This is a genomic window from Halomonas korlensis (assembly GCF_900116705.1).
GTDB classification, from domain to species: Bacteria; Pseudomonadota; Gammaproteobacteria; order Pseudomonadales; family Halomonadaceae; genus Halomonas; species Halomonas korlensis.
This window is the reverse complement of sequence record NZ_FPBP01000017.1, coordinates 41,807-63,305: the sequence shown is the minus strand read 5'-3', so window position 1 is coordinate 63,305 and position 21,499 is coordinate 41,807. Positions and strand designations below refer to the sequence as shown.

20 protein-coding genes are annotated in these 21,499 nt (G+C 65.5%); 13 read left to right on the top strand and 7 right to left on the bottom strand.

Features of this window, described 5'->3' with window-relative positions; translation table 11 throughout:
• The 3 genes from BM341_RS17515 to BM341_RS17505 form a co-directional block, all read left to right on the top strand.
• On the top strand, positions 1–420 hold a 420-nt coding region (locus BM341_RS17515), incomplete at its 5' end, for an electron transfer flavoprotein subunit beta/FixA family protein (RefSeq protein WP_139233034.1).
• Between the two features lie 28 nt (positions 421–448).
• On the top strand, positions 449–1,387 hold the full coding sequence (locus tag BM341_RS17510; RefSeq protein WP_089797371.1) for an electron transfer flavoprotein subunit alpha/FixB family protein: 939 nt from the start codon (positions 449–451) through the stop codon (positions 1,385–1,387).
• A 304-nt stretch (positions 1,388–1,691) separates the two neighbouring features.
• Complete coding sequence (locus BM341_RS17505) at positions 1,692–2,303, top strand: superoxide dismutase (protein WP_089797369.1); 612 nt, start codon at positions 1,692–1,694, stop codon at positions 2,301–2,303.
• 186 nt (positions 2,304–2,489) lie between these two features.
• On the opposite strand, the gene fhuF is transcribed toward BM341_RS17505, so the two are convergent.
• Entirely contained in the window at positions 2,490–3,263 is a 774-nt protein-coding gene (gene fhuF / locus BM341_RS17495) for a siderophore-iron reductase FhuF (RefSeq protein ID WP_245784317.1), read from the bottom strand.
• Positions 3,264–3,346: 83 nt separating this feature from the next.
• Here fhuF and BM341_RS17490 point away from each other — a divergent pair, with 83 nt between their 5' ends.
• Complete coding sequence (locus tag BM341_RS17490; RefSeq protein WP_089797363.1) at positions 3,347–5,530, top strand: TonB-dependent siderophore receptor; 2,184 nt, start codon at positions 3,347–3,349, stop codon at positions 5,528–5,530.
• 107 nt (positions 5,531–5,637) lie between these two features.
• Here BM341_RS17490 and fhuB read toward each other — a convergent pair whose 3' ends face one another.
• The 4 genes from fhuB to BM341_RS17470 form a co-directional block, all read right to left on the bottom strand.
• Positions 5,638–7,611: a Fe(3+)-hydroxamate ABC transporter permease FhuB gene (fhuB, locus tag BM341_RS17485; RefSeq protein ID WP_089797361.1), complete on the bottom strand. Its 1,974-nt coding sequence runs from the start codon at positions 7,609–7,611 to the stop codon at positions 5,638–5,640.
• Positions 7,598–8,443, bottom strand: a complete 846-nt coding sequence (locus BM341_RS17480) for an ABC transporter substrate-binding protein (protein WP_217646252.1) — start codon at positions 8,441–8,443, stop codon at positions 7,598–7,600. The genes fhuB and BM341_RS17480 overlap by 14 nt, the downstream gene beginning before the upstream one ends.
• Before the next feature lie 114 nt (positions 8,444–8,557).
• Entirely contained in the window at positions 8,558–9,325 is a 768-nt protein-coding gene (locus BM341_RS17475; RefSeq protein ID WP_089797359.1) for an ATP-binding cassette domain-containing protein, read from the bottom strand.
• A 93-nt stretch (positions 9,326–9,418) separates the two neighbouring features.
• Positions 9,419–9,826, bottom strand: coding sequence for a hypothetical protein (locus BM341_RS17470; protein ID WP_089797357.1), 408 nt, complete (start codon positions 9,824–9,826; stop codon positions 9,419–9,421).
• Between the two features lie 164 nt (positions 9,827–9,990).
• On the opposite strand from BM341_RS17470, the gene BM341_RS17465 reads away from it, so the two are divergent.
• The 7 genes from BM341_RS17465 (at position 9,991) to BM341_RS17435 (ending at position 16,724) form a co-directional block, all read left to right on the top strand.
• Positions 9,991–11,814, top strand: a complete 1,824-nt coding sequence (locus BM341_RS17465; RefSeq protein ID WP_425432011.1) for an ABC transporter ATP-binding protein — start codon at positions 9,991–9,993, stop codon at positions 11,812–11,814.
• A gap of 120 nt (positions 11,815–11,934) precedes the next feature.
• Positions 11,935–12,711, top strand: a complete 777-nt coding sequence (locus tag BM341_RS17460; protein ID WP_245784316.1) for a DUF3450 domain-containing protein — start codon at positions 11,935–11,937, stop codon at positions 12,709–12,711.
• Complete coding sequence (locus tag BM341_RS17455; protein ID WP_089797351.1) at positions 12,708–14,108, top strand: MotA/TolQ/ExbB proton channel family protein; 1,401 nt, start codon at positions 12,708–12,710, stop codon at positions 14,106–14,108. The genes BM341_RS17460 and BM341_RS17455 overlap by 4 nt, the downstream gene beginning before the upstream one ends.
• Positions 14,089–14,661 (top strand): MotA/TolQ/ExbB proton channel family protein, encoded by a 573-nt coding sequence (locus tag BM341_RS17450; protein WP_245784315.1) that lies wholly within the window; start codon positions 14,089–14,091, stop codon positions 14,659–14,661. The genes BM341_RS17455 and BM341_RS17450 overlap by 20 nt, the downstream gene beginning before the upstream one ends.
• A complete protein-coding gene (locus tag BM341_RS17445; RefSeq protein WP_089797349.1) occupies positions 14,654–15,061 on the top strand; it encodes an ExbD/TolR family protein in 408 nt (135 codons plus the stop codon). The genes BM341_RS17450 and BM341_RS17445 overlap by 8 nt, the downstream gene beginning before the upstream one ends.
• A complete protein-coding gene (locus tag BM341_RS17440) occupies positions 15,058–15,825 on the top strand; it encodes an energy transducer TonB (RefSeq protein WP_089797347.1) in 768 nt (255 codons plus the stop codon). Before BM341_RS17445 ends, BM341_RS17440 begins: the two co-directional genes overlap by 4 nt.
• Positions 15,826–15,830: 5 nt before the next feature.
• The gene (locus BM341_RS17435; RefSeq protein WP_089797345.1) at positions 15,831–16,724 is read left to right on the top strand and encodes a hypothetical protein; all 894 of its coding nucleotides are present in this window, start codon (positions 15,831–15,833) and stop codon (positions 16,722–16,724) included.
• Here the strand turns inward: BM341_RS17435 and xthA are convergent.
• Complete coding sequence (xthA, locus tag BM341_RS17430; RefSeq protein ID WP_089797343.1) at positions 16,721–17,551, bottom strand: exodeoxyribonuclease III; 831 nt, start codon at positions 17,549–17,551, stop codon at positions 16,721–16,723. The two genes, BM341_RS17435 and xthA, sit on opposite strands and share 4 nt — an antisense overlap.
• A complete protein-coding gene (locus BM341_RS17425; protein WP_089797341.1) occupies positions 17,551–17,811 on the bottom strand; it encodes a hypothetical protein in 261 nt (86 codons plus the stop codon). The genes xthA and BM341_RS17425 overlap by 1 nt, the downstream gene beginning before the upstream one ends.
• A 171-nt stretch (positions 17,812–17,982) precedes the next feature.
• Between BM341_RS17425 and rhlB the strand changes: the two genes are divergently transcribed.
• A complete protein-coding gene (gene rhlB / locus BM341_RS17420; protein ID WP_089797340.1) occupies positions 17,983–19,266 on the top strand; it encodes an ATP-dependent RNA helicase RhlB in 1,284 nt (427 codons plus the stop codon).
• 6 nt (positions 19,267–19,272) lie between these two features.
• Positions 19,273–21,417 (top strand): ATP-dependent DNA helicase DinG, encoded by a 2,145-nt coding sequence (dinG, locus tag BM341_RS17415; protein WP_089797338.1) that lies wholly within the window; start codon positions 19,273–19,275, stop codon positions 21,415–21,417.
• Positions 21,418–21,499: the final 82 nt, after the last annotated feature.

The window sequence follows — 21,499 nt, the reverse complement described above, 5'->3', positions numbered from 1 at the left end:
CTCGGCAAGCAGGCCATCGACACCGACAACAACCAGACCGGTCAGATGCTCGCCGCGCTGGCCGGGCTGCCCCAGGGCACCTTCGCCTCCGAAATCAGTGTCGAGGGCGAAGGGGATGAAAAGCGGCTGCAGGTCACCCGTGAGATCGACGGCGGGCTGCAGACCGTCGAACTCACCCTGCCGGCTATCGTCACCACCGACCTGCGCTTGAACGAGCCGCGTTACGCCAAGCTGCCCGACATCATGAAGGCCAAGAAGAAGCCGCTCGATGTCACCACCCCGGCGGAGCTTGGTGTCGAGGTGGCCTCAAAGGTCACGCGGCTCAAGGTCGAATCCCCGGCCGAGCGCAAGGGCGGCATCCGGGTCGGCTCCGTCGACGAGCTGATCGACAAACTCAAGAACGAAGCCAAGGTGCTTTGACAAAGGTTTATTGAAAGGAGCCGATTGCATGAGCATTCTCGTCCTGGCCGACCATCACGACGGCCATCTCGCCGGCGCCACCGCCCACGTGGTCGCCGCCGCCCAGCAGATCCAGCAGCACAGCGGCGGTGACATCGACCTGCTGGTCGCCGGCGAGCACGTCGGCGCGGTGGCCGAGGCCGCCGCCAGGCTCGACGGCGTCAGCCGGGTGCGCGTCGCCGACCACGCCGTCTACGCCCACCAACTGGCCGAGCCGCTGAGCGCGCTGCTGGTCGAACTCGCCGGCGACTACACGCACCTGCTGGCCAGCGCCGCCACCACCGGCAAGAACGTGCTGCCGCGCGTCGCCGCGCTCAAGGACGTCAGCCAGCTCTCCGGGATCCTCGAGGTCGTCGACGCCGACACCTTCCGGCGGCCGATCTACGCCGGCAACGCCATTGCCACCGTACAGAGCGCCGACCCGCTCAAGGTGATCACCGTGCGCGCGACCGGCTTCGACGCAGTGGGCGAGAACGGAAATGCCAGTGTTGAGAACGTCGACAAGGTGGTCGACAACGCCCAGTCCCGCTTCATCAAGGAAGCCCTCGCCCAGAGCGACCGCCCCGAGCTGGCCGGCGCCAAGGTGGTCATCTCCGGCGGGCGCGGCATGGGCAACGGCGACAACTTCAAGCTGCTCGAGGGCATCGCCGACAAGCTCGGCGCCGCCATCGGCGCCTCGCGCGCCGCGGTCGACGCCGGCTTCGTGCCCAACGACATGCAGGTTGGCCAGACCGGCAAGATCGTCGCCCCCGAGCTCTACATTGCCGTGGGCATCAGCGGGGCCATCCAGCACCTGGCGGGCATGAAGGACTCCAAGGTGATCGTCGCCATCAACAAGGACGAGGAGGCACCGATCTTCCAGGTCGCGGACTACGGCCTGGTCGGCGACCTGTTCACGATCCTGCCTGAGCTGGAGCAGAAGCTCTAGGGAAGATCGCTTTCAGGTCGCTTTAAGAGCCGCCGTTTAGCGCCAGTCACGCCGATCCTTTCACGGGGTCGGCGTTTTCGTTTGGCAAGGGCCTGGCCGGTCATCTAGTCTTAGTTGACTGTTTCACTGGGTTGAGACGCCGGGCTTGGATCGTCCGGAAAGCCGGGCAACAGCCGTTTCGGATGGCTAGATTTGCTTGCATAACGAGACAGCGGTTGAAATCCGGCTCCCGCGTCCACATCTAGTGAATGTAAACAGGATTTCGTGGCAACACGTTTTCACCCCAACACAAGGAGGCCACTCAATGGCACATACGCTCCCCGATCTTCCCTATGCATACGACGCTCTGGAACCCCACATCGATGCGATGACCATGGAGATTCACCACTCCAAGCACCATCAGACGTATGTCAACAACCTCAATGGGGCGCTGGAAGGCACGGGGCTGGAAGATGTTCCGGTCGATGAGTTGCTGACCAGCCTGGACCGCGTCCCCGAGGACAAGCGTCAGCCAGTGATCAATAACGGTGGCGGACACTCCAACCACTCTTTCTTCTGGCAGGTGATGTCGCCCAACGGTGGCGGTGCCCCCAAAGGCAAGGTCGCCGAGGCCATCGATGCCGAGCTGGGTGGTTTTGATGCCTTCAAGGATGCCTTTACCAAGGCCGCACTGGGCCGTTTCGGTAGCGGCTGGGCATGGCTGAGCGTGAATCCTCAGGGCAAGTTGGTGGTGGAAAACACCCTGAACCAGGATAGCCCGCTGATGCATGGCAACACGCCGGTGCTTGGCCTGGACGTCTGGGAACATGCTTATTACCTGAAGTATCAGAACAAGCGTCCGGACTACGTGGCAGCCTTTTTCAATGTCGTCAACTGGGACGACGTCGAGCGTCGTTACCAGCAAGCTACTGCCTGACAGGCGGTGACAAGATCAGGACTCGGGAAACCCCCGATTCCTTGAAGGGCTCCGCCAATTGGCGGAGCCCTTGTCGTTTGTGCGTCTGCTTGGCTCGCGAGGCGACAGCCCGGGCATCCCATAGACGAGCCGTAACGTTGGGCCATAGGCCAGCAGATCCCTCCTGGCTGTCGATGGGCGAGTGCATCACCCGTCCTCCCTCGTGGTTCTAGTGGTGCGTCGGCACCCCATGGGACAGTTGGCGCAATAGCCCAGCCCCTCGATCAGATAACGGATGCAACATAGCCGGCGCACGCGGTGGGGTCGGTCCGGCGCGACGTGCTCGACGTAGCGCACCGGACGATACAGCGGATTGCGACGGCCGTCGGGCAGGGCGCGGCTCGCCATCAGCGCCTGGGCCGGCTCGCTCACCCCCGGCAGGGCCATGGGATGGTCGTCCAGGGCGCCGGCGAAGTACTCGAAGTAGTTGCCGGCGTTGCTCCAGAACACCTTGGGCGAGGCGCCGGTGGCCGCGGCCAGCGCCTCGACCAGCGGACTCAGGTGGTCGTCGAGGAGAGTGGCGAAGCGCGAATGGGAGTCGAGCTCGGCCAGGGGCCGGCCGGCATGGCGCAGCACCAGGCCGGTCGTCTCTCCCTCGGGAGATTGCTGGAGATGGAGCTCGTCCAGGCCCAGCGGCAGGTCGCGCTTGAGCAGCAGGTTGGCGGCCAGACCGTGGGCCGCGAGAGCGCTGAAGTGCCACTTGGACCACAGCGAGGCCACCGCCCGGCGATCGCCGTGACCGTACTGGGCGCCGAAGCGATCGAAGAGGGCCGCGAGGCGGGCCGGGTCGAGCAGCTCCCGGGCGGGCAGGGCGTCAGTACCGAAGGCCGCCGAGATGCGAGGCGGTGTCACACCCTCGAGAGGACCAACGTAAAGGGAGGAAAGGGCCGGGGTCATGGGGCGGGTCAGCCGAGTTGTCATGCCTTGAAGGAGTCGGTATATTTGAATACGAACAAGAAGTATTGTCAATAAGCTTAGCATTTTCTCGACAAGGCTTGCCCACTATGCTACTACCTGCTTCATTTTCCCATCCTCGCGCTGCCCTTACTCGGGCCGTGCGCCGCGGCGCTGGCCTGGCAACCGCCAGTACCCTTCTGCTCGGCTCCCCCATATTACTGGCCCAGTCCGAGGCGCTCGAGACGATCACCGTCGAGGCCGAGGCCCTGTCGGTGGTCACCGAGGGTACGCAGCGTTACCGGGTGCCGCTTAGCAGCACCGCGACCAGGCTCGACCTGACGCCGCGCGAGACGCCGCAGTCCGTCTCGACCGTGACCCGGGCCCAGATCGACGACTTCAGCCTCGACACCACCAATGACGTCCTGGAAAGCACCACCGGGGTCACGGTCGAGCGGCTCGAGACGGATCGTACCTACTTCACGGCACGGGGCTTCGAGATCTCCAACTTCCAGGTCGACGGGGTGCGCGTGCCGATGCCCTACAACAACGTGCACGGCGACATGGACACCGCGCTCTACGACCGGGTGGAAGTGGTGCGCGGCGCCACGGGCCTGATGTCCGGCTCGGGCAATCCCGCGGCGACGGTCAACTTCGTGCGCAAGCGACCCACGTACGAGCCCCAGGCCTCGGTCTCGGCAAGCCTCGGTTCTTGGGACCAGCGGCGCCTGGAGGCGGATGTCGCCGGGCCGCTGGACACCGAAGGGCGCGTCCGCGGACGCCTGGTGGCGGCGGGGATGGAGAGCGATTCCTACCTGGACCGGCTGAGCCGTGAGCGGGGACTGCTCTACGGCGTGCTGGAAGCCGATGTCAGCGACAGCACCTTGGTGACCCTCGGCCACACCTGGCAGCAGAACAACACCGACGGCAACATGTGGGGCTCACTTCCGCTCTATGACTCGGCCGGCAACCCCACCGACTACGATGTCGCGACTTCCTCGGCACCCGACTGGTCCTACTGGGACGTGGAGACCCACCGCAGCTTCCTCGAGGTGCAACAGGAACTCGGCGATCGCTGGTCGTTGAAGGGGACACTCACCCACCTGGACATGCTCTCCGACACCCAGCTGCTCTACATCTACGGGACGCCGGATGCTACGACCGGGCGCATCGCCGACGAGCAACTGACCCTCAGCAAGTATGACCGCCACCTCGAGCAGTGGATGGCCGACCTGCACGCTAAGGGCGACGTCGACGCCTTCGGACGCACCCACCAGTTGGTGGTGGGCACGGACTGGAGCCAGAGCCGCAACCAGCAGGAATCGCGCTATCCGACGGCGAGCTTTGAGGCGAGCGGTCAGGGGCTGCCGACGCTGGACGACTGGGACGGTCGCTACCCCGAACCCGATGCCTGGGTGGCATTTCCCGGTACCGACGGCGATGCCACCATCAAGGAGCGCGGTGTTTACAGCGCTGCCAAGCTGGATCTCGCCGATCGCTGGACGGCGGTAGCGGGAGCACGGTTGAGCTGGTTTGATACCACAGGAGAGCAGTACGGCGTTTCTCAGGACACGTCCTCCGATCACGTCCTGACGCCCTATGCGGGATTGATCTATGACATCACCGATCAGGCGTCGCTCTATGCCAACTACACCGAGATCTTCAATCCGCAGACCGAGATTGACCGCAACGGCGACTATCTCGATCCCGTCGATGGTATGAGCCAGGAGGTCGGCCTCAAGGCCGAGCTGTTCGACGGCGGCGCCGATGCCTCGCTGGCGCTGTTCCGTACCGAGCAGGACAACGTGGCCCAGCCGGCGGGCACCCGGCCCGACGGTACCTCATTCTTCACTGGCGGCGATGGCATCACCAGTGAGGGCGTGGAGGCGACACTCGCCGGTGAGCTGGTCCCGGGCTGGCAGGCCAGCGTCGGCTATACCTACCTGGAGATCGAAGACGCCGGCGGCGAGGCCACCAACACCTATATCCCTCGCCACTTGGTGCGCGCCACCACCAGCTATCGGCCGGCTGCCCTGGACGCGCTCAAGGTGGGCGCGCGCGTGCGTTGGCAGGATGATATCGAACGCGAGCGCGATTTCGCAGACGGTAATACACGTCAGGACGCCTATGCCCTGGTTGACCTGATGGCGAGCTACGACATCAACGAGAGCCTCACCGCCTCGCTGAACGTCAACAACGTCACCGACGAAAAGCACCTGACCAGCCTGAAGTGGGACCAAGCCTTCTACGGTGCACCACGTAGCGTGATGGCCAACCTCACCTGGCAATACTGAAACAGCGGATCTATACAGGAATGTTGGCAAGGGGCTGCCCGAAAGGGTGGCCCCTTTTGATGTTGCGCTGCGTTTGCTGAGTAAGGGGGAGCTGCGTCGTCGCCGGCTTACAGCCGCCGCAATCCCCACAGGAAGTAGGCACCTCCCAGCAGCGAGGCCATCAGGCCGGCGGGTATCTCCTGGGGAAACAGCAACTGTCGGCCCAGCCAGTCGGCCAGCACCATCAGCAATGCCCCGATCAGCGCGGCACCGAGCAGGTGATCGCGCGCACGGGCAAAACCCGCCAGCCTCGCCATATGCGGCGCGAGCAGCCCGACGAAGGAGAGTGGCCCCACGATCAGCGTGGCGCTGGCGGTCAGCAGCGCTACCAGCAAGAGCAAGCTCAATCGGGCACGGTCGACGCTCACTCCCAATGCGGTGGCGGTGGCCGCTCCCAATGGCAATATGTCCAGCCAACGAATAAAGGGTCGGGCGGCAAGCCCCAGGGCCACGGCGAGCACGCCGACAATCACGGCACTGGGCAGATCCACGTAATAGGTCGAACCGGACAGCCAGGCGATGATCTGCTGGCCGCGGGGGTCGCCGCCGGCGAGCACGATGGAACGTACCGCATCGACGCCGGCGGTGATTGCCACGCCGGTCAGCAGCAAGCGCTCAGGAACGAAGCCGCTACGGTGGTTGAGTATCACCAGGACGGCCAGCGTCGTCAGCGCCCCGAGGGTGCCGATGCCGACCAGCGTCAGGTTGCCAGGCGCCGGAAGCAAATAGATGGCGGCGATCAGGGCGATGGCGCTGCCGCCGCTGATGCCGAGGATTTCTGGGCTCGCCATGGGGTTGGCGGTGATGCGCTGGATCAGGGTGCCGGCGATAGCCAGCATGACGCCGCTGGCGGCCGCGGCGATCAGGCGAGGGACCCGCCATTGCAGCACGTCTCCCTCCAGGCTGGCGAACCAGCCGTCAGCGGTCTGGCCCAGGGTCACGGCCAGGATGACCGCAACGCTCAACAGCATCGCCAGGCCCAAGGCCAGGCGGGTCGGCCGAGGATGGCGCTTGACCTCGAGTCGCGACGCGGTGGGCTGCCGGCCACCCAGGCGCAGCCGGGGTATCAGCCACAGCAGCAGCGGGGCGCCCAGGGCGGCCGTGGTGGCGCCGGTAGGGATCAGGGTCGGCAGTGCCCCGGAAAAATGCTGTAGCAGCAGATCGGTCGTAGCCAGCATCAGCGCGCCGAGCAGCGTCGACCAGGCCAGGCGCGCCCCCAGCCGCCGCGCGCCCGCCAGCCGCACAATGTTGGGCGCGGCCAGGCCGATGAATCCCACGACGCCAACCACGCTGACCACGCAGCCGGTGATGAAGACCGCAAGCCCGAGCCCCCCCAGGCGCAGATATTTCAGCGACACGCCCAGGCTGCGGGCACTGGCATCGTCGAGTTCAAGCACCGACAACGGACGTAGCAGCAGCCAGGCCGCGAGGGCGCCGAGCATCACGCGGGGGGACAGGAACGCGACATCGCCCCAGCCGTTCTGGGCCAGCGATCCCGCCCCCCAGATCAGCAGGCCCTTGAGCGCCTCCTGGTGGAAGAGCAATAGCGCCATGCCCAGTGCCCCGGCGTAGAGGTTAACGACCAGGCCGGCGAGGACCACCACCACCGGGGCCAGGCCGCGTTGCCACGCCAGCGCCATGACTAGCGCCATGGCGCCGCCGCCGCCCGCCAGCGCGACCCATTCACGCCCTAGCACCAGCAGTCCCGGCGCCATTAGGGACGCCAGCATCAGGGCCAGGTTGGCGCCGCTGGCCACTCCCAGCGTGGTGGGTGCGGCCAGCGGATTGCGCAGCACCTGTTGCATCAGGACACCAGCCAGCGCCAGGCCGCCACCGGCCAGTAGCGCCATGCCCAGGCGGGGCCACCAACTGTAGTGCAGCGTCAAGGACTCGACATTTCCCGGCATGACTGTCCATAGCGAGCGCAGGCCGTCGCCGAGGTCCGCAGCGGTCAGGTGGGTGACGGCCGCTGAGATGCATACCATGCCCAGCAGCAGGCAGACCGCCGCTGGCGAGAGGCGCTGTCGGCTAGTCGTCGACATGAGTGGCTTCACCGAGTGCGGCAACCAGTTGTTCGGCAAAGCGGCGTGCCGATGGCAGGGCGCCAAAGCTCCATACGGGTGGCAGGGTGATCAGGGACTCGTCGCGTACGCTGGCTTGATGCTGCCATAGGCCGCTCTCCCGTAGTTCGGCCGGGACGCCGGCGGGATAGGGCTCAATGACTACCAGGCGTGCCTCGATACCGGCGAGCCTTTCAATGGCGACGAGCGAAAATCCCCAGGGGTTGGTAGTGCCGGTCCAGGCATTGGTGAGCCCGAGGCGTTCCAGTACAGCCTGGTAGAGGCCGTTGTCGCCGAACACTCGCACATGGCGGGCGTCCATAAATTGGACCATCAGTAGCGGGGCAGGATCGTCCGGAAGGCGGTCTTGCAGCTCCTCCAGCCGGTTCTCGGTCGTCTCGATCAATGCCTCGGCCTCACCGTCACGATCGACCAGTGCGCCGATCTCGCGCGTCAACTGGTGTATCTGTTGCCAGGTGTCGCCTTGCGGCATGTAAAGCGCGAGATTGCTCACCGGGGCGATGCGCGCCAGTCGAGGCGACAGATTGGCGAACATCGGCGAAATCAGGATATGGTCCGGCGATAGGCTGGCCAGCAGTTCGAGGTTGGGCTGGCTGCGCAACCCCAGGTCCACCACCGACTCGGGTAGCCGGGGCTCGCCCACCCAGTCGTGATAGGCCGCGATCTGGGCCACCCCCAGCGGGGCGATACCCAGTGCGACCAGGGTCTCGGCCTGCGTCCAGTCCAGGGTGACGATGGAGGGCGGGTCGGATTCGGCATCGAGCGGTGCCGAGAGCAGAAATGTCGCCAGCAAGACGAGGACACCCCGGGTTCTGACGGGATGAGCTGGCAGTCCTGGTGATGACAAGAAAACCTCCGTTACGACCGACGGTTGGTGGCGTGGCTGGCGTCAAGCGTCGGTCGTGGGCTATTGCACCACGGCGATGGCATGGCCGGTTTGGGGGTGGGGCATCACCTGCATCGGCACACCGTAGATGGCCTCAAGGGTATCGCCACGCATCATCCTTGCCGGTGTGCCCCGCGACAATACCCGTCCGCTGTGCAGCGCCACCAGCTGGTCGCAGTAACGCGAGGCCATGTTGACGTCATGCAAGACGATGACCACCCCCAGGCCGATTTCGTGGGACAGGCGTCGCACCAGGGCCAGGACCTCGACCTGATGGGCGATATCCAGCGCCGCCAGGGGCTCGTCGAGCAGCAGGAAGCGGCTGCCCTGGGCGAGCAGCATGGCGAGCCATACCCGTTGGCGCTCGCCTCCCGAGAGGGTGTCCACCAGGCGGTCGGCAAACATCGCGGTATGGGTCAGGGCAATGGCGCGCTCGATGGCGGCCCTATCCGCTTGGGTATGCCGGCCCAACAGGCCATGCCAGGGATAGCGGCCGAAGCCGACCAGTTCCCGGCAGGTCAGGTTCTCGGCACTGGGCAGATGCTGGGGTAGGTAGGCCACCTGCCTGGCGAACTCGCGTTGGCCCCAATCGTGGAGAGGGCGGTCGTCGAAGCGTATTTCTCCCTGACTGGCCGGTTGCTGCTGGGCCAGCAGCTTGAGCAGGGTCGACTTGCCCGAGCCGTTGTGGCCGATCAGGCCGTATATCTCGCCCTCGCCAAAGGTCAAATCGGTGGAGTGGAGCAGGCGTTTCTGATGAATGTCGAAGGTGGCGCCCCGGACCTCGAACATGATCGACTCCACGCAGTGAAAACGATCAACAATATAAACGATAAGTTTTATCGTTTACAACTCAAGACTGCTCATCGTTTCGCCTCAGGCTTTTCAGGCCTGGCGCTCCCAGCGTTGCCTGAGACGCCGAGTTGCGGCCTGCCAGACGCTGGTGGGAGACAGCGGCGTTGGCGCTGACAGTATGTCCATGACGTCATGAAGCGGCGCCAGGATCGCATTGAGGTGCCGATGGCAGATCGTGCTGGTGAGCGCCCCCGGACACTGGGCGAGCAGAATCTCGCAGTGATCGCAGGCGGCGTCCAGAGGCCGCCGTACCTCGCCGAGTGCTATGGCGCGATCACGACAGCCCTTGAGTTCGGCTGACAACATCATGAGCATTCGGGTATCCAGCCAGCAGGGCAGGGCGTCACTCTCCTTGCCTGCCAAGGAGTGCTTGATGGCTTGGAAAGACACGTGCAGGAACACGGTCGTGTAGTAAAGCCGGGAACGTTCGGCGTTCATGTTGTCGTGGGCTCGCGATCGCCAATGTTAATGAAATTCATTCTCGAATATAAAGTGTTAGCAACGAGGCTGTCAATATCTTCTCGTTTCCTCGGCCGCTTTGGGCCATGGTCGGATTACGGTATGCTGGATAGCCGATATAAATGCGTCTCATAAGGATTCTCGTGAGTACTGAACCCGATCATTTCCGTTCGAGCACCTCGAGTTTTGGTGCTCTCGTCAGGTTATTGAAATACGCGCGGGGGTATCGCCGACGCATCATTGCCGCCAGTGCCTGCTCGATCATCAACAAGCTGTTCGATATCGCCCCGGAGATATTGATCGGGGTCGCCATCGACGTGGTGGTCAACCAGGAAACCAGCTTCGTGGCGCGCCTGGGCTTCGAGTCAGCCCAGGAACAGATCGTGATGCTGGGCGTGCTGACATTCTTCATCTGGGCGGGAGAATCCATATTCGAGTATCTGTTTCAGGTGCTGTGGCGCAACCTGGCCCAGCGTCTGCAGTCCGATCTGCGGCAGGACGCCTACGAGCATGCCCAGCGCCTGGACATGAGCTTCTTCGAGTCGCGAAGCTCCGGCCAGCTGGTGGCCACCATGAACGACGACGTCAACCAGCTCGAGCGCTTTCTCGATGGCGGCGCCAACGCCATGATCCAGGTCGTGGTCACGGTGCTGGCCGTGGGCGCGGTGTTCTTCGTGCTGTCGCCGTTGATCGCGCTGCTGGCCTTCACGCCGATTCCCCTGATCGTCTGGGGCGCGTTCTACTTCCAGCGCAAGGCCGGACCGCTTTACGCCGATGTGCGCGAGAAGGTTGGCGATCTGTCGAGCCGGCTTTCCAACAACCTGGCGGGCATCGCCACCATCAAGAGCTTCACCGCCGAGACCCGCGAGGCCGAGCGGTTGCGTGAGGCCAGCGAAGCCTACGTGACGGCCAATCGGCGTGCCATACGGATCAGCTCGGCGTTCATTCCGGTGATCCGCATGGCGATCCTCAGCGGCTTCCTCGCGACCTTCACCGTGGGTGGGATGATGGCGCTGCGCGGCGATCTGAACGTCGGGGCCTATGGCGTGCTGGTGTTCCTGACCCAGCGGCTGTTGTGGCCGTTGACCGGTCTGGCGCAGGTGATCGACCTGTTCGAGCGTGCCATGGCCAGCACCCGCCGGATTCTCGACCTGCTGGCCACGCCGGTTCAGGTGCATGATCGCGGCGGACGCGACCTGGCGGAAACGGTGCGGGGCGAAGTCGAGTTCGCCAAGGTGAGTTTTCGCTATGCCAACAGCGGGGAAGGGGTAAGCGATGTCCAACTGCTCGTGCCGGCCGGGCATACGCTGGCATTGGTGGGCGCCACCGGGTCGGGCAAGTCGACCCTGATCAAGCTGTTGCTGCGTTTCCACGATGCCCAGTCGGGGGATATCCGTGTCGACGGGCAGTCGATTCGCGAGCTGAACCTGGCCTCGTTGCGTGGCGCCATCGGCCTGGTCAGCCAGGACGTCTATCTGTTCGAAGGCACGGTGCGTGACAACATCGCCTACGGCCGGCCGGACGCCAGCGAAGAGGACGTCATCAAGGCGGCCCAGACGGCGGAGGCCTGGTCGTTCATTCAGGCTTTGCCTGACGGGCTGCAGACGGCGGTGGGTGAGCGTGGCGTGCGCCTTTCCGGCGGCCAGCGCCAGCGGTTGTCGTTGGCCCGGGCGCTCCTCAAGGACCCGCCGATCCTGGTGCTGGACGAAGCCACCAGCGCCGTGGATAACGAGACCGAGGCGGCGATCCAGCGCTCGCTGGCCAAGATCGGCCATGGTCGCACCGTGATCATGATCGCCCATCGCCTCTCGACCATCGTCCATGCCGACGAGATCGCGGTCATCCATGGCGGTCGTGTGGTCGAGCAAGGACGCCATGCCGAGCTGTTGGCACATGACGGGCGCTACGCCGCGCAGTGGCGAGTCCAGACCGGCGCCGTGGAAAGCGGGGCCCTGGCCATAGAGTGAGCGGGGCGATATGGCTTTCATACGGGCGGCAAACGATGAAACCGGTGTATTTTGGTATTGATAACTGTTTGCATTAGTGGCAGGGTTCGCTTTTCGTATTGCACACGCCGGAGAATGTTCGTGGAAAGGTTTAGCATTCGTGGTCTGTTGGCCCTCGTGACGTGGCTTCTGCTGATGCCGGGCGCCCAGGCTCAGGAGGCGCTGATCGACGAGAGCATCGAGGCCCAGCTCCGCCAGGCCGAGCAACAGGCAGACATCGATGCCGTCGATGACCAGACCCGCCGCATGGTTCAAGAGCTGCGCCGCCTGGAAAGCGACACGCGCCGAATCGCCGCGTACAACGCCGAGCTCGAGCCGGTCGTGGATCGCCAGGCCGTGACGCTGTCGCAGCGCCAGGCGGCACTCGAGTCGGCGCAGGCGACGCGCGAGACGTTGCCGGCCCTGACGCGGGCCATGGTCGAGCGACTGGACGACTGGATCGCCGCCGATATGCCGTTTCTTCAGGAGCAGCGCCGCGCGCGGGTTGCTAGCCTCGAGTCAATGCTGAGCGACCCTGCGCTGGATGACGCCGAGCGGCTGGACCGTACGCTCTCGGCGTGGCGTGCCGAACTCGACTACGGCCGCGAGATGGATGCCTGGCGGGGCATGCTCGACGGCGAGCATGAGGTGGATTTTCTGCGCCTGGGCCGCGTTGGCCTCTATTTTCTGGCCACCGATGGGCGCGAGGGCGGCGTCTGGCGAGTGGCCGAGCAGGCCTGGCAACCGTTGGACGATGCCGCGCGACGAGAGCTGCAGAAAGGGCTGAACATGGCGCGTGACCGACGCGCACCGGAATTGCTGACCCTCCCCGTATCGCAACCGCTGCGTGATCAACGCCAGCAGGAGGGCCGTTCATGATCGCTTGCCTCTCTCGCATCCGCCGCAGCCGCCGAAGCCATTGGATCGCCGCGCTGATGGCCTTGTGTCTGCTGGGCGGCCCCGTATCGTCATTGGCCCAGCAGGATTCGACGATGAGCTCGTTCAGCGCCGAGCGCGACGCCGCCAACCAGCGCGACACGGCGCGTCTCGCCGAGCTGGTCGAAGACCGCGACGCGCTTGAGGCCGCCCTCGCCGAGGCCCGCGAACGCCACACGGCCGCGCGTGAACGCCGTGAGGCGCTGGAGTCGCGTCAAGCCGAACAACGGCAACGGCTCGAGACGCTGGCCGAGCGTCGCGGCGAACAGAACGCCGACCTGGACGCCGTGGGTGCCGTCGTGGATCGCTATGTCGGCGACCTGCGCGATGACGTCTCGCAAAGCTGGCTGACGCTCGATGGACCTGCACTTCCCGCGCGTCGCGATGCCGGGGAGCTGGTGATGCCCGCTCATCTCGAATCCCTTGCCGACAGCCTGCTGGCGCTGACCCAGCAGACCGGGCAGATCGCGCGCATCACCGCGCCGGTGGCCGGTCTCGATGGCGATGTCCAGCCTCGCGAGGTCATTCGCGCCGGCGATCTCGCCGCCTACAGCGATGGCGTCTTCCTGCAGCGCGACGACAACGACATGCCTCCGGCGATGGCCGAGCATACGCCTGACCAGGCGATGGCAGCGCTCGAAGCCTTTGCCCGCGGCGAGCGCGATCAGCTGGTCATCGACCCGACCCAGGGCGAGGTGCTCGAGGCCTTGGCGCAGCAGCCCTCGCTAGCCGAGCGCTTCCACCAGGGCGGCGTCGTCGGCTATGTGGTGATGGCGCTCGGCGCGCTGGGGCTGTTGGCCGCCCTGCTTCAGTACGTCTACCTGTGGGTGGTATCCCTGCGCGTGAAGCGACAGCTAAACGATCTGAGCGTTCATCGCGTCAACAATCCTCTTGGACGCGTGCTTGGCAAGTTCCAGTCGCTCGGCCAGGGCCATGCGCCCGAGGTACTCGAGGCCCGCCTCGATGAAGCGCTGCTGGCCGAATTGCCGAGGCTCGAGCGGGGGCAGGCGCTCGTCAAGCTGCTCGCCGCCGTGGCGCCGCTGCTGGGATTGTTGGGCACGGTGACGGGCATGATCGTGACGTTTCAGGCGATCACCGTCTATGGCACCGGCGACCCGCAACTGATGGCCGGCGGCATCAGTCAGGCGCTGGTCACCACGGTGCTGGGCCTGATCACCGCGGTGCCGCTGCTGTTTGCGCATACCGCACTGGCCAGCCGCAGCCGTCACCTCATCGGGCTGCTGGAAGGGCGCGCCAGCGCCACCCTCGCCGAACATCTCGAGCGCCAGCCGTCACGGGTTTCACCGCAAGGAACTCACCATGCGCCTGTCATGGCTTGAGACGGCGGTCGGGATGGACGCCCGCAGCTGGCTCGAGCCGCTGACGCGACTGGCCGAGTCCGGCGGACCGGTATTGGTGGCGATCCTCGGCGTGGCCATGCTGCTGTTCACGCTGGCACTGGAGCGCTGGTGGTATTTCCGCTTCGTGTGGCGGCGCGACCGGCACAGCCTGGTGAAGCGCTGGGCGGCGCGCCACGACCAGGTGAGCTGGAGCGCCCGTACGCTGCGCGAGGTCTGGACCCGCGAGCTGATCGCCCGGCTGAGACGCCCCTTGCCCTGGTTGAAACTGCTGGTGGGGCTCTGCCCGCTGCTGGGGCTGCTGGGCACCGTGACCGGCATGATCGCCGTCTTCGACGGGCTCTCCGCCAGCGAGACCAGCCAGGCCCGCGCCATGGCCGATGGGGTGGCACGCGCCACGTTGCCGACCCTCGCCGGCATGGCCGTGGCCGTCGTCGGGCTATTGTTCACCACGCGACTCGAATTCATCATCCGGCGCGAGGATCAGCGGCTGCACGACCGCATGGCCCGTGCCGCGGAGGACGTCAATGCGTAGACGCCGTCTCAGCGCCGACAGCGGCGAGGCCAGCGAGATTAATCTCACGCCGATGTTGGATGTCGTCTTCATCATGCTGATTTTCTTTATCGTCACCACCAGCTTCATCAAGGAGAGCGGCGTGGAGATCAACCGGCCCGAGTCCAGCGATGCGACTCCCCGGCCCAGCGCCCAAGTGATGGTCGCCCTGACGCCGGAGGGCTCGGTTTGGGTCGATGGCGACGTCGTGGATATCCATCGTATCGGTGATGTCGTCGGAGAACTGGTCAGCGAAGAGGGTGGCGTGGTCATCCAGGCCGACCGCGATTCGACGACCGGCCTGCTGGTCGATGTCATGGATCGGCTGCGCGAGGCCGGCGTCGAGGACGTCGCCGTGGCGGCCAGGCGAGGCGGTTCATGAGCCGACTGCTGTTCGCGGTGGCGGGTGGCGTAGGGCTGGCATTGTTGCTGTTCTGGTTGCTGGCACTGCTCGTCGCGCCGCCGCAGGAGAATATCGAGATGCTGGAGATGGCCATGCCACTCGCCATGGTCGAGGCGCCACAGGCCCAGGATGCCCCCTCCGAGCCAGCCCCTCAGTCCGAGCCGCTTCCCGAACCGCCCGCGGAACCGTCGCCAGCGCCCGAGCCGTCACCCTTGCCCGATAGCCAGCTGACACTGCCCGAGCCGGAGCTTGCCGATATCGACATGCCGGCGATGGAGCTCGACGAGCCGTTGCCGCCACTGACCGAACAACCACCGGAGCCGCAGCCCGAACCAGAACCCGAGCCGGCGCCCGATCCCGCGCCTGAGCCGACTCCCGAGCCCGCCCCCGAGGCGACGCCGGACGCGGCGACCGCGCTGCCGGCAGGTGATATCGCCTCGAACGATGGCGAAACGTCCGAGGCAGCCGATGTCCCGGTCGACGTGGGGCGGGTGACGCCGACGAGCCAGGTGCCGCCGGAATACCCGTCACGCGCCCAGCGACGGGGCATGGAAGGCTTCGTCGAGCTCGAATTCGTCATCCAGCGCGACGGCCGCGTAGACCCGGAGTCGATCAGGGTCGTGAGCGCCAACCCCCGCAATATTTTCGACAAGGCGGCGCTAGACGCGGTCAGGCAGTGGCGCTTCGATACCGCCGAGCGCCTCCGCCAGGCCCGCCAGCGCCTGGAATTCCAGTTGAGATAAGTACCATGGCCATGATCTACCGGACTGCACTCGCCACGCTGTTGCTCGGCCTCCTGATGCCCACGGCCGGGCTGGCCCAGCCGGCGCTGCCCGGGAGTTTCATTGCCGACCTGAAGACCCTGCAGACACGGCTGGAGAATGGCGATACGGCCTCCGTTAGCGAGCGCGCCGCGACTCAGGCCGAGCGCCTGGCCGGTGGCAATCAAGCCGATCGCTGGGCGCGTGCCCTCTACCTGCACCTGGCCGCCCGCGCCGCCGTCCGTGACGACCAGCCCGCCCAGGCCGCTGACCTGCTGGCCAAGGCGCGCGCCATCGAGGCTGCCCCGGCAGAGTGGCGCCGTCGTCGCCTGCAGGAGGAAATCGGCCTGCGCCAGACGGCAGGGCAGTGGGAGCGCGCCTTGGCCTTGCTGGAGGAGGGTCTCGATGCCAGCGCGGAGGCCGGTATCTGGCGGCGTGCCGCCTTGGTGGCGCAGCGTGCGGATGAGATCGGTCGTGCGGCGGCGATCTGGGACGCCGGCTGGCGTCTGGGTGTGCTGCAGGGGAAGGAGGATCTGTTGACGCTGGTCCGGCTTCACCTCGCGGGCGGCACGCCGGCCAGGGGCGCCGAGTGGCTGGAAGAGGCGATCACCAGCGGCGAGCTTGCCGATGACCTGGCCAATCGCCGCCTGCTCGCCCAGGCATGGCAGGCCGCCCGTGACCGCAGCGCGGCGCTCGAGGCGTGGCAGAGCCTGGCCCAGCGTAGCGACGACGGTCAGGACTGGCTGCATCTCGGCCAGTTGGCATTGACCTGGGGCGCGTCGGAACTCGCCCAGCGGGCGCTGCAGGAAGCGAAGGCGCGCGGTGCCGAGCGCGCCGACCAATTGCTGGCCTCGCTAAACCAAGGGGCGAAGCGCGACTAGATCGCAAGCTCCGTCCATACGGGGGCATGGTCCGAGGGCTTTTCCATGCCGCGCAGGTTGTAGTCGATCCCGGCATCGATGACATGGCCTGCCAGCGGGGCGCTGACCAGAATATGGTCGATGCGCAGGCCGCGCTTGGGGTCGCGCTCGAACCCCCGCGAGCGATAGTCGAACCAGCTGAAACAATCGTCGGTCTCGGGGTAGCGCAGCCGATAGCTGTCGCTGAGCCCCCAGGCCTTGATGCCGTCGAGCCATTCGCGCTCCACTGGCTGAAAGCTCGTCTTGCCCTCGCGCAGCCAGCGTCGGCGGTTGGCCTCGCCGATCCCGATATCGATGTCTTGGGGCGAAATATTGAAATCGCCCATGATCGCCAGTCGCTCGTCGGGCCGGTGCTTTTCCTCGAGCAGCCGTTGCAGCTGGGCGTAGAAACGGCGCTTGTTGGGGAACTTGGTCGGGTGTTCGACATTCTCGCCCTGCGGGAAGTAGCCGTTCCATACCATCAACGACTCGCCGTCCGTCAACGTCAGGCGCACCCCGATCATCCGGCACTGGGCCTCTGCGTCATCGTCGGGCATGCCGTAACAGATGGCTTCGGGCGCGTCGGGGCACAACGAGGGATGGCACAGCAGGGCGACGCCGTAGTGTCCCTTCTGCCCAAGAAAATAAACGCGATAGCCCATCGCCTCCACGGCGGCACGAGGAAACTCGCTGTCCTGGACCTTGGTTTCCTGAAGGCCGATCACCGCGGGGCGGTGCACGTCGATCAGCGCCCGCAGTTGATGCAGGCGGGCGCGGATACCGTTGATGTTGAATGAGACGAGACGCATCAGCGGTCGGACTCCTCGTCGTGGGAAGGGGTACTCGCGGATGCGTCTGGGTGGATGGGAATTGCCTGGCCCTCGGTTTCCTGACGGGCCAGCTTACGCGCCGCCTGCAGTTTGCGCTGCTGGCGTTTCTTCTGGGTGAAGCGGCGCGACGAGGTCACCTGATCGGGATTCTCGTGGCGCCACTTCTTGAAATCCTTGCGCTTGCCGGTGCGGATAGTCACCTTGTCGGCCAGCGAACGGGTCTTCTTGCGGCGTGTCATGACGCATGACTCCTTGCGTGTCTGGCGCGCATTCTACCAGCCGGGCCCCGTGATTCGACAGTTATCCGTCGTGACGACACGGTGTCAGGGGCGCCCTCGACTGGATTGGCTGGTACAATGGCGGTTTATGCCTAACATCCTATCCACTGAAACGGACTAGACAGCAAGCCTATGAGCGAGTCGGAACAGACCACCGCACCGGCCCAGGCCCAGGACCGCAAACCCAAGCGTCGTCGTCGCAAACCGCGCCGTCGCCAGTCCTCCGGCTGGGATCTTCGCCAGTTTCAGGTACCCGCCGTGGCAGGCAAGTGGCGCTTTCATGACTTCGATCTGCCGCTGCCGTTGATGCGGGCCATCCATGCCCTGGGATTCGAATATTGCACGCCGATCCAGGCCGAGGCGCTGATTCACACCCTGCTGGGTGGCGACGTGGTCGGCAAGGCCCAGACCGGTACCGGCAAGACGGCCGCGTTCCTGATCTCGATTCTCGCCTACTTCCTCGAGGAAGACGCGCCGAATGCCCAGAAGCCGGGCGCGCCGCGTGCGTTGATCGTGGCGCCGACCCGCGAGCTGGCGCTGCAGATCGAGAAGGATGCCAAGGCCCTGGCGCGCTTCACTTCGTTGAATGTGGCCAGCGTGGTCGGCGGCATGGACTACCAGAAGCAGCGCGACAACCTGGGCAAGAATCTCGATATCCTGGTGGCGACGCCGGGTCGGCTGCTGGACTTTCACGAGAAGCGCGATATCGATCTGACTCAGGTCGAGGTGCTGGTCCTCGATGAGGCCGATCGCATGTTGTCGATGGGCTTCATCCCCGACGTCAAGCGCATCATCCGCCATACCCCGAAGAAGGAAGAGCGTCAGACCTTCCTGTTCTCGGCAACCTTCACCGAGGACATCCTCGAGCTGGCAAGCCAGTGGACGCACAATCCGGCACATGTCGAGATCGAGGTCACGGTCGAGAATGCCGCCGACATCGATCAGCGCGTCTACCTGGTCGGCGATGAGGACAAGCAGCGACTGCTGGTCAACCTGCTCAAGCAGGAGAGCTTCGATCGCGTGATGGTCTTCGGCAACCGCCGTGACCTGGTGCGCAAGCTCGACGACCTGCTCAGGAAGGCCGGCGTCAGTGTCGCCATGCTCTCCGGTGACGTACCGCAAAGTCAGCGTATCAAGACGCTGGAGAGCTTCCGCGAGGGCGAGATCCAGGTATTGGTCGCCACCGATGTGGCAGGGCGCGGCATTCATATCGAAGATGTCAGCCACGTCGTCAACTACACCCTGCCCGAAGATCCGGAAGACTACGTGCATCGCATCGGCCGTACGGGGCGTGCGGGGGCCAAGGGTGTGTCGATCAGCTTCGTCGGCGAAGAGGATGCCTTCTCATTGCCGGAAATCGAGCGCTACATCAACGACAAGCTGCCCTGCGAGCATCCGCCGGAAGGCTTGCTCTGACGGCCCATGCTTGACGAGTCGCTGAGGGACGAGATCCAGACGGCCTATCGCCGCGTGCTCGAGGGTCTCGAGCTGACGCCGCGCTATGGGCAGCGGCTGATGATCGCCGAAATCGCTCGCACTCTCGCGGGGATCGAGGCCGACGATGCCGGTCGACGCACCAGCAACGAGCATGTCTGCGTGCTCGAGGCCGGTACCGGCACCGGCAAGACGCTGGCTTACTTGCTGGCCGCCTTGCCGGTGGCCAAGGCGCGCGGCAAGCGCTTGGTGATCGCCACCGCCACTGTGGCCTTGCAGGAGCAGGTATTGCATCAGGACCTGCCTTCCCTGAAGGCACACAGCGGGCTCGATTTCGACTATGCCCTCGCCAAGGGGCGCGGGCGCTATGTGTGCGTGGCACGCCTCGATCAGGCGATGGAGGGTGGCGAGGAGAATCCCACCCTGTCGCTCTTCGAGCAGTCCTTGGCCAGCGGCGGTGACGACTTCCAGGCGCTCGTGCACTCGCTCGGTGAGGCCTACGGCAACGGCCGCTGGGAGGGCGATCGCGACAGTTGGCCCGATGCCATCGAGGACAGCCACTGGCGCCGCCTGACCGTCGACCATCGCCAGTGCACCAATCGTCGCTGTGGTCACTTCGGCGCCTGTGCGTTCTTCCGCTCGCGCCGCCACCTCGACAGCGCCGATGTGATCGTCGCCAATCATGACCTAGTGCTGGCCGATCTCGCTCTGGGCGGCGGGGTGGTGCTGCCATCCCCCAGCGACTGCATCTACGTCTTCGATGAAGGCCATCATCTGCCCGAGAAGGCGCTGCAGCACTTCACGCACCGCTTTGCCGTGGGCGGGGCGCTGCGCTGGCTGCGCACGCTCAAGAAATCGCTGACCGAGCTCAATACCGCCCTCGCGGTGCAGCCGACCCTGGCGCGTCTGCTGGCCGGCCTGCCGCAGGCCATCGATGCGTTCGAGCCAAGGCTTTCCGAAGCCTTGGCCATGGGCCACCAGCTGGCCGGTCGTCCCGACGGCCTCGTCGATGACGAGGCAAGCCGTCACCAGCGCTTCGAGATGGGGCGCATCCCCGAGCCGCTGCGGGCGCTCTCCGAAGCGCTGGTCACCATCGTCGCCGAGCTCTCGCGCACCCTGGAGAGCATGGCCGATATCATGCGCGAGAGCCTGGACCCGGATAAGCACACCGGACTGCCGCGTGAGCAGGCCGAGGCCTGGTTGCCTCTTATCGCCCTGCTGCACGGCAGGGCGGTGGAGGCGCACGCGCTGTGGCGTGCCTACACCGAGGTGGATGACCCACAAGAGCCGCCGCGCGCCCGCTGGCTGACCCTCGAGCGGTTCGGCAGCGAGCCGGAGCTGACCTTCTCGGCGAGCCCCGTCTCGGCGGCACACACCCTGGCCAAGACCCTGTGGGGCAGCTGCTATGGCGCAGTGATCACCTCGGCGACGCTGACCGCGCTGGGGCGCTTCGAGCGTTTACAGGAGCGCGCGGGACTGGCCAATCGCTATCGCTATCAGCGCCTGCCGAGTCCCTTCGATTACTCCCGGGCAGTATTGAGCGTGCCGCGCGAAGCCGCCGACCCCGCCGATCGCGAGGGGCATGAGCGCGCCATCGTGACCTTCGTGGAGGATCTGGGGGAGCGCGAGGCGGTACTCATGCTGTTCTCGTCGCGTGCCCAGCTGCGAGGGGTGGAGAAGGCGCTCTCCCCGGCGCGGCGCGAGCGGGTGCTGGCCCAAGATCGTTTGCCCAAGCGCGAGCTGATCACGCGCCACCGGGCACGGATTGATGCCGATGAGGGCAGCATCATCTTCGGCCTGGCGAGCTTTGCCGAGGGCATCGACCTGCCCGGCGAGTATCTAACCCACGTGGTGATCACCCGGCTGCCGTTTTCGGTACCCGACGACCCGGTAGGGGCGACGCTTGCCGAGTGGATCGAGAGCCGGGGCGGCAACCCGTTCATGCGGATCAGTGTCCCGGACGCCTCGATCAAGCTGGTGCAGGCATGCGGCCGGCTGATACGCAAAGAGTCCGATACGGGGCGCATCACGCTGCTCGACCGCCGAGTGCTGACGCGTCGCTATGGCCGGGCATTGCTCGATGCGCTACCGCCATTCGTGAGGGAGATCGATGGGGTGCGCCAGGACGTCTAGGAATTCTATCCTGTGATAGCCCGCCTTGTGAGAGGAGGCCCCATGGTCAGGACTCAGGGAATAAGCCGATGGCTTGAAATGA

Coding starts and splice junctions, on each gene's coding strand:
- rhlB (WP_089797340.1), top strand. CDS start 17,983: ATGAGCGAGTCGGAACAGACCACCGCACCGGCCCAGGCCCAGGACCGC.
- dinG (WP_089797338.1), top strand. CDS start 19,273: ATGCTTGACGAGTCGCTGAGGGACGAGATCCAGACGGCCTATCGCCGC.
- xthA (WP_089797343.1), bottom strand. CDS start 17,551: ATGCGTCTCGTCTCATTCAACATCAACGGTATCCGCGCCCGCCTGCAT.
- BM341_RS17475 (WP_089797359.1), bottom strand. CDS start 9,325: ATGTTCGAGGTCCGGGGCGCCACCTTCGACATTCATCAGAAACGCCTG.
- fhuF (WP_245784317.1), bottom strand. CDS start 3,263: ATGACAACTCGGCTGACCCGCCCCATGACCCCGGCCCTTTCCTCCCTT.
- BM341_RS17490 (WP_089797363.1), top strand. CDS start 3,347: ATGCTACTACCTGCTTCATTTTCCCATCCTCGCGCTGCCCTTACTCGG.
- BM341_RS17470 (WP_089797357.1), bottom strand. CDS start 9,826: ATGAACGCCGAACGTTCCCGGCTTTACTACACGACCGTGTTCCTGCAC.
- BM341_RS17435 (WP_089797345.1), top strand. CDS start 15,831: ATGGCCATGATCTACCGGACTGCACTCGCCACGCTGTTGCTCGGCCTC.
- BM341_RS17510 (WP_089797371.1), top strand. CDS start 449: ATGAGCATTCTCGTCCTGGCCGACCATCACGACGGCCATCTCGCCGGC.
- fhuB (WP_089797361.1), bottom strand. CDS start 7,611: ATGTCGACGACTAGCCGACAGCGCCTCTCGCCAGCGGCGGTCTGCCTG.
- BM341_RS17445 (WP_089797349.1), top strand. CDS start 14,654: ATGCGTAGACGCCGTCTCAGCGCCGACAGCGGCGAGGCCAGCGAGATT.
- BM341_RS17450 (WP_245784315.1), top strand. CDS start 14,089: ATGCGCCTGTCATGGCTTGAGACGGCGGTCGGGATGGACGCCCGCAGC.
- BM341_RS17440 (WP_089797347.1), top strand. CDS start 15,058: ATGAGCCGACTGCTGTTCGCGGTGGCGGGTGGCGTAGGGCTGGCATTG.
- BM341_RS17425 (WP_089797341.1), bottom strand. CDS start 17,811: ATGACACGCCGCAAGAAGACCCGTTCGCTGGCCGACAAGGTGACTATC.
- BM341_RS17455 (WP_089797351.1), top strand. CDS start 12,708: ATGATCGCTTGCCTCTCTCGCATCCGCCGCAGCCGCCGAAGCCATTGG.
- BM341_RS17505 (WP_089797369.1), top strand. CDS start 1,692: ATGGCACATACGCTCCCCGATCTTCCCTATGCATACGACGCTCTGGAA.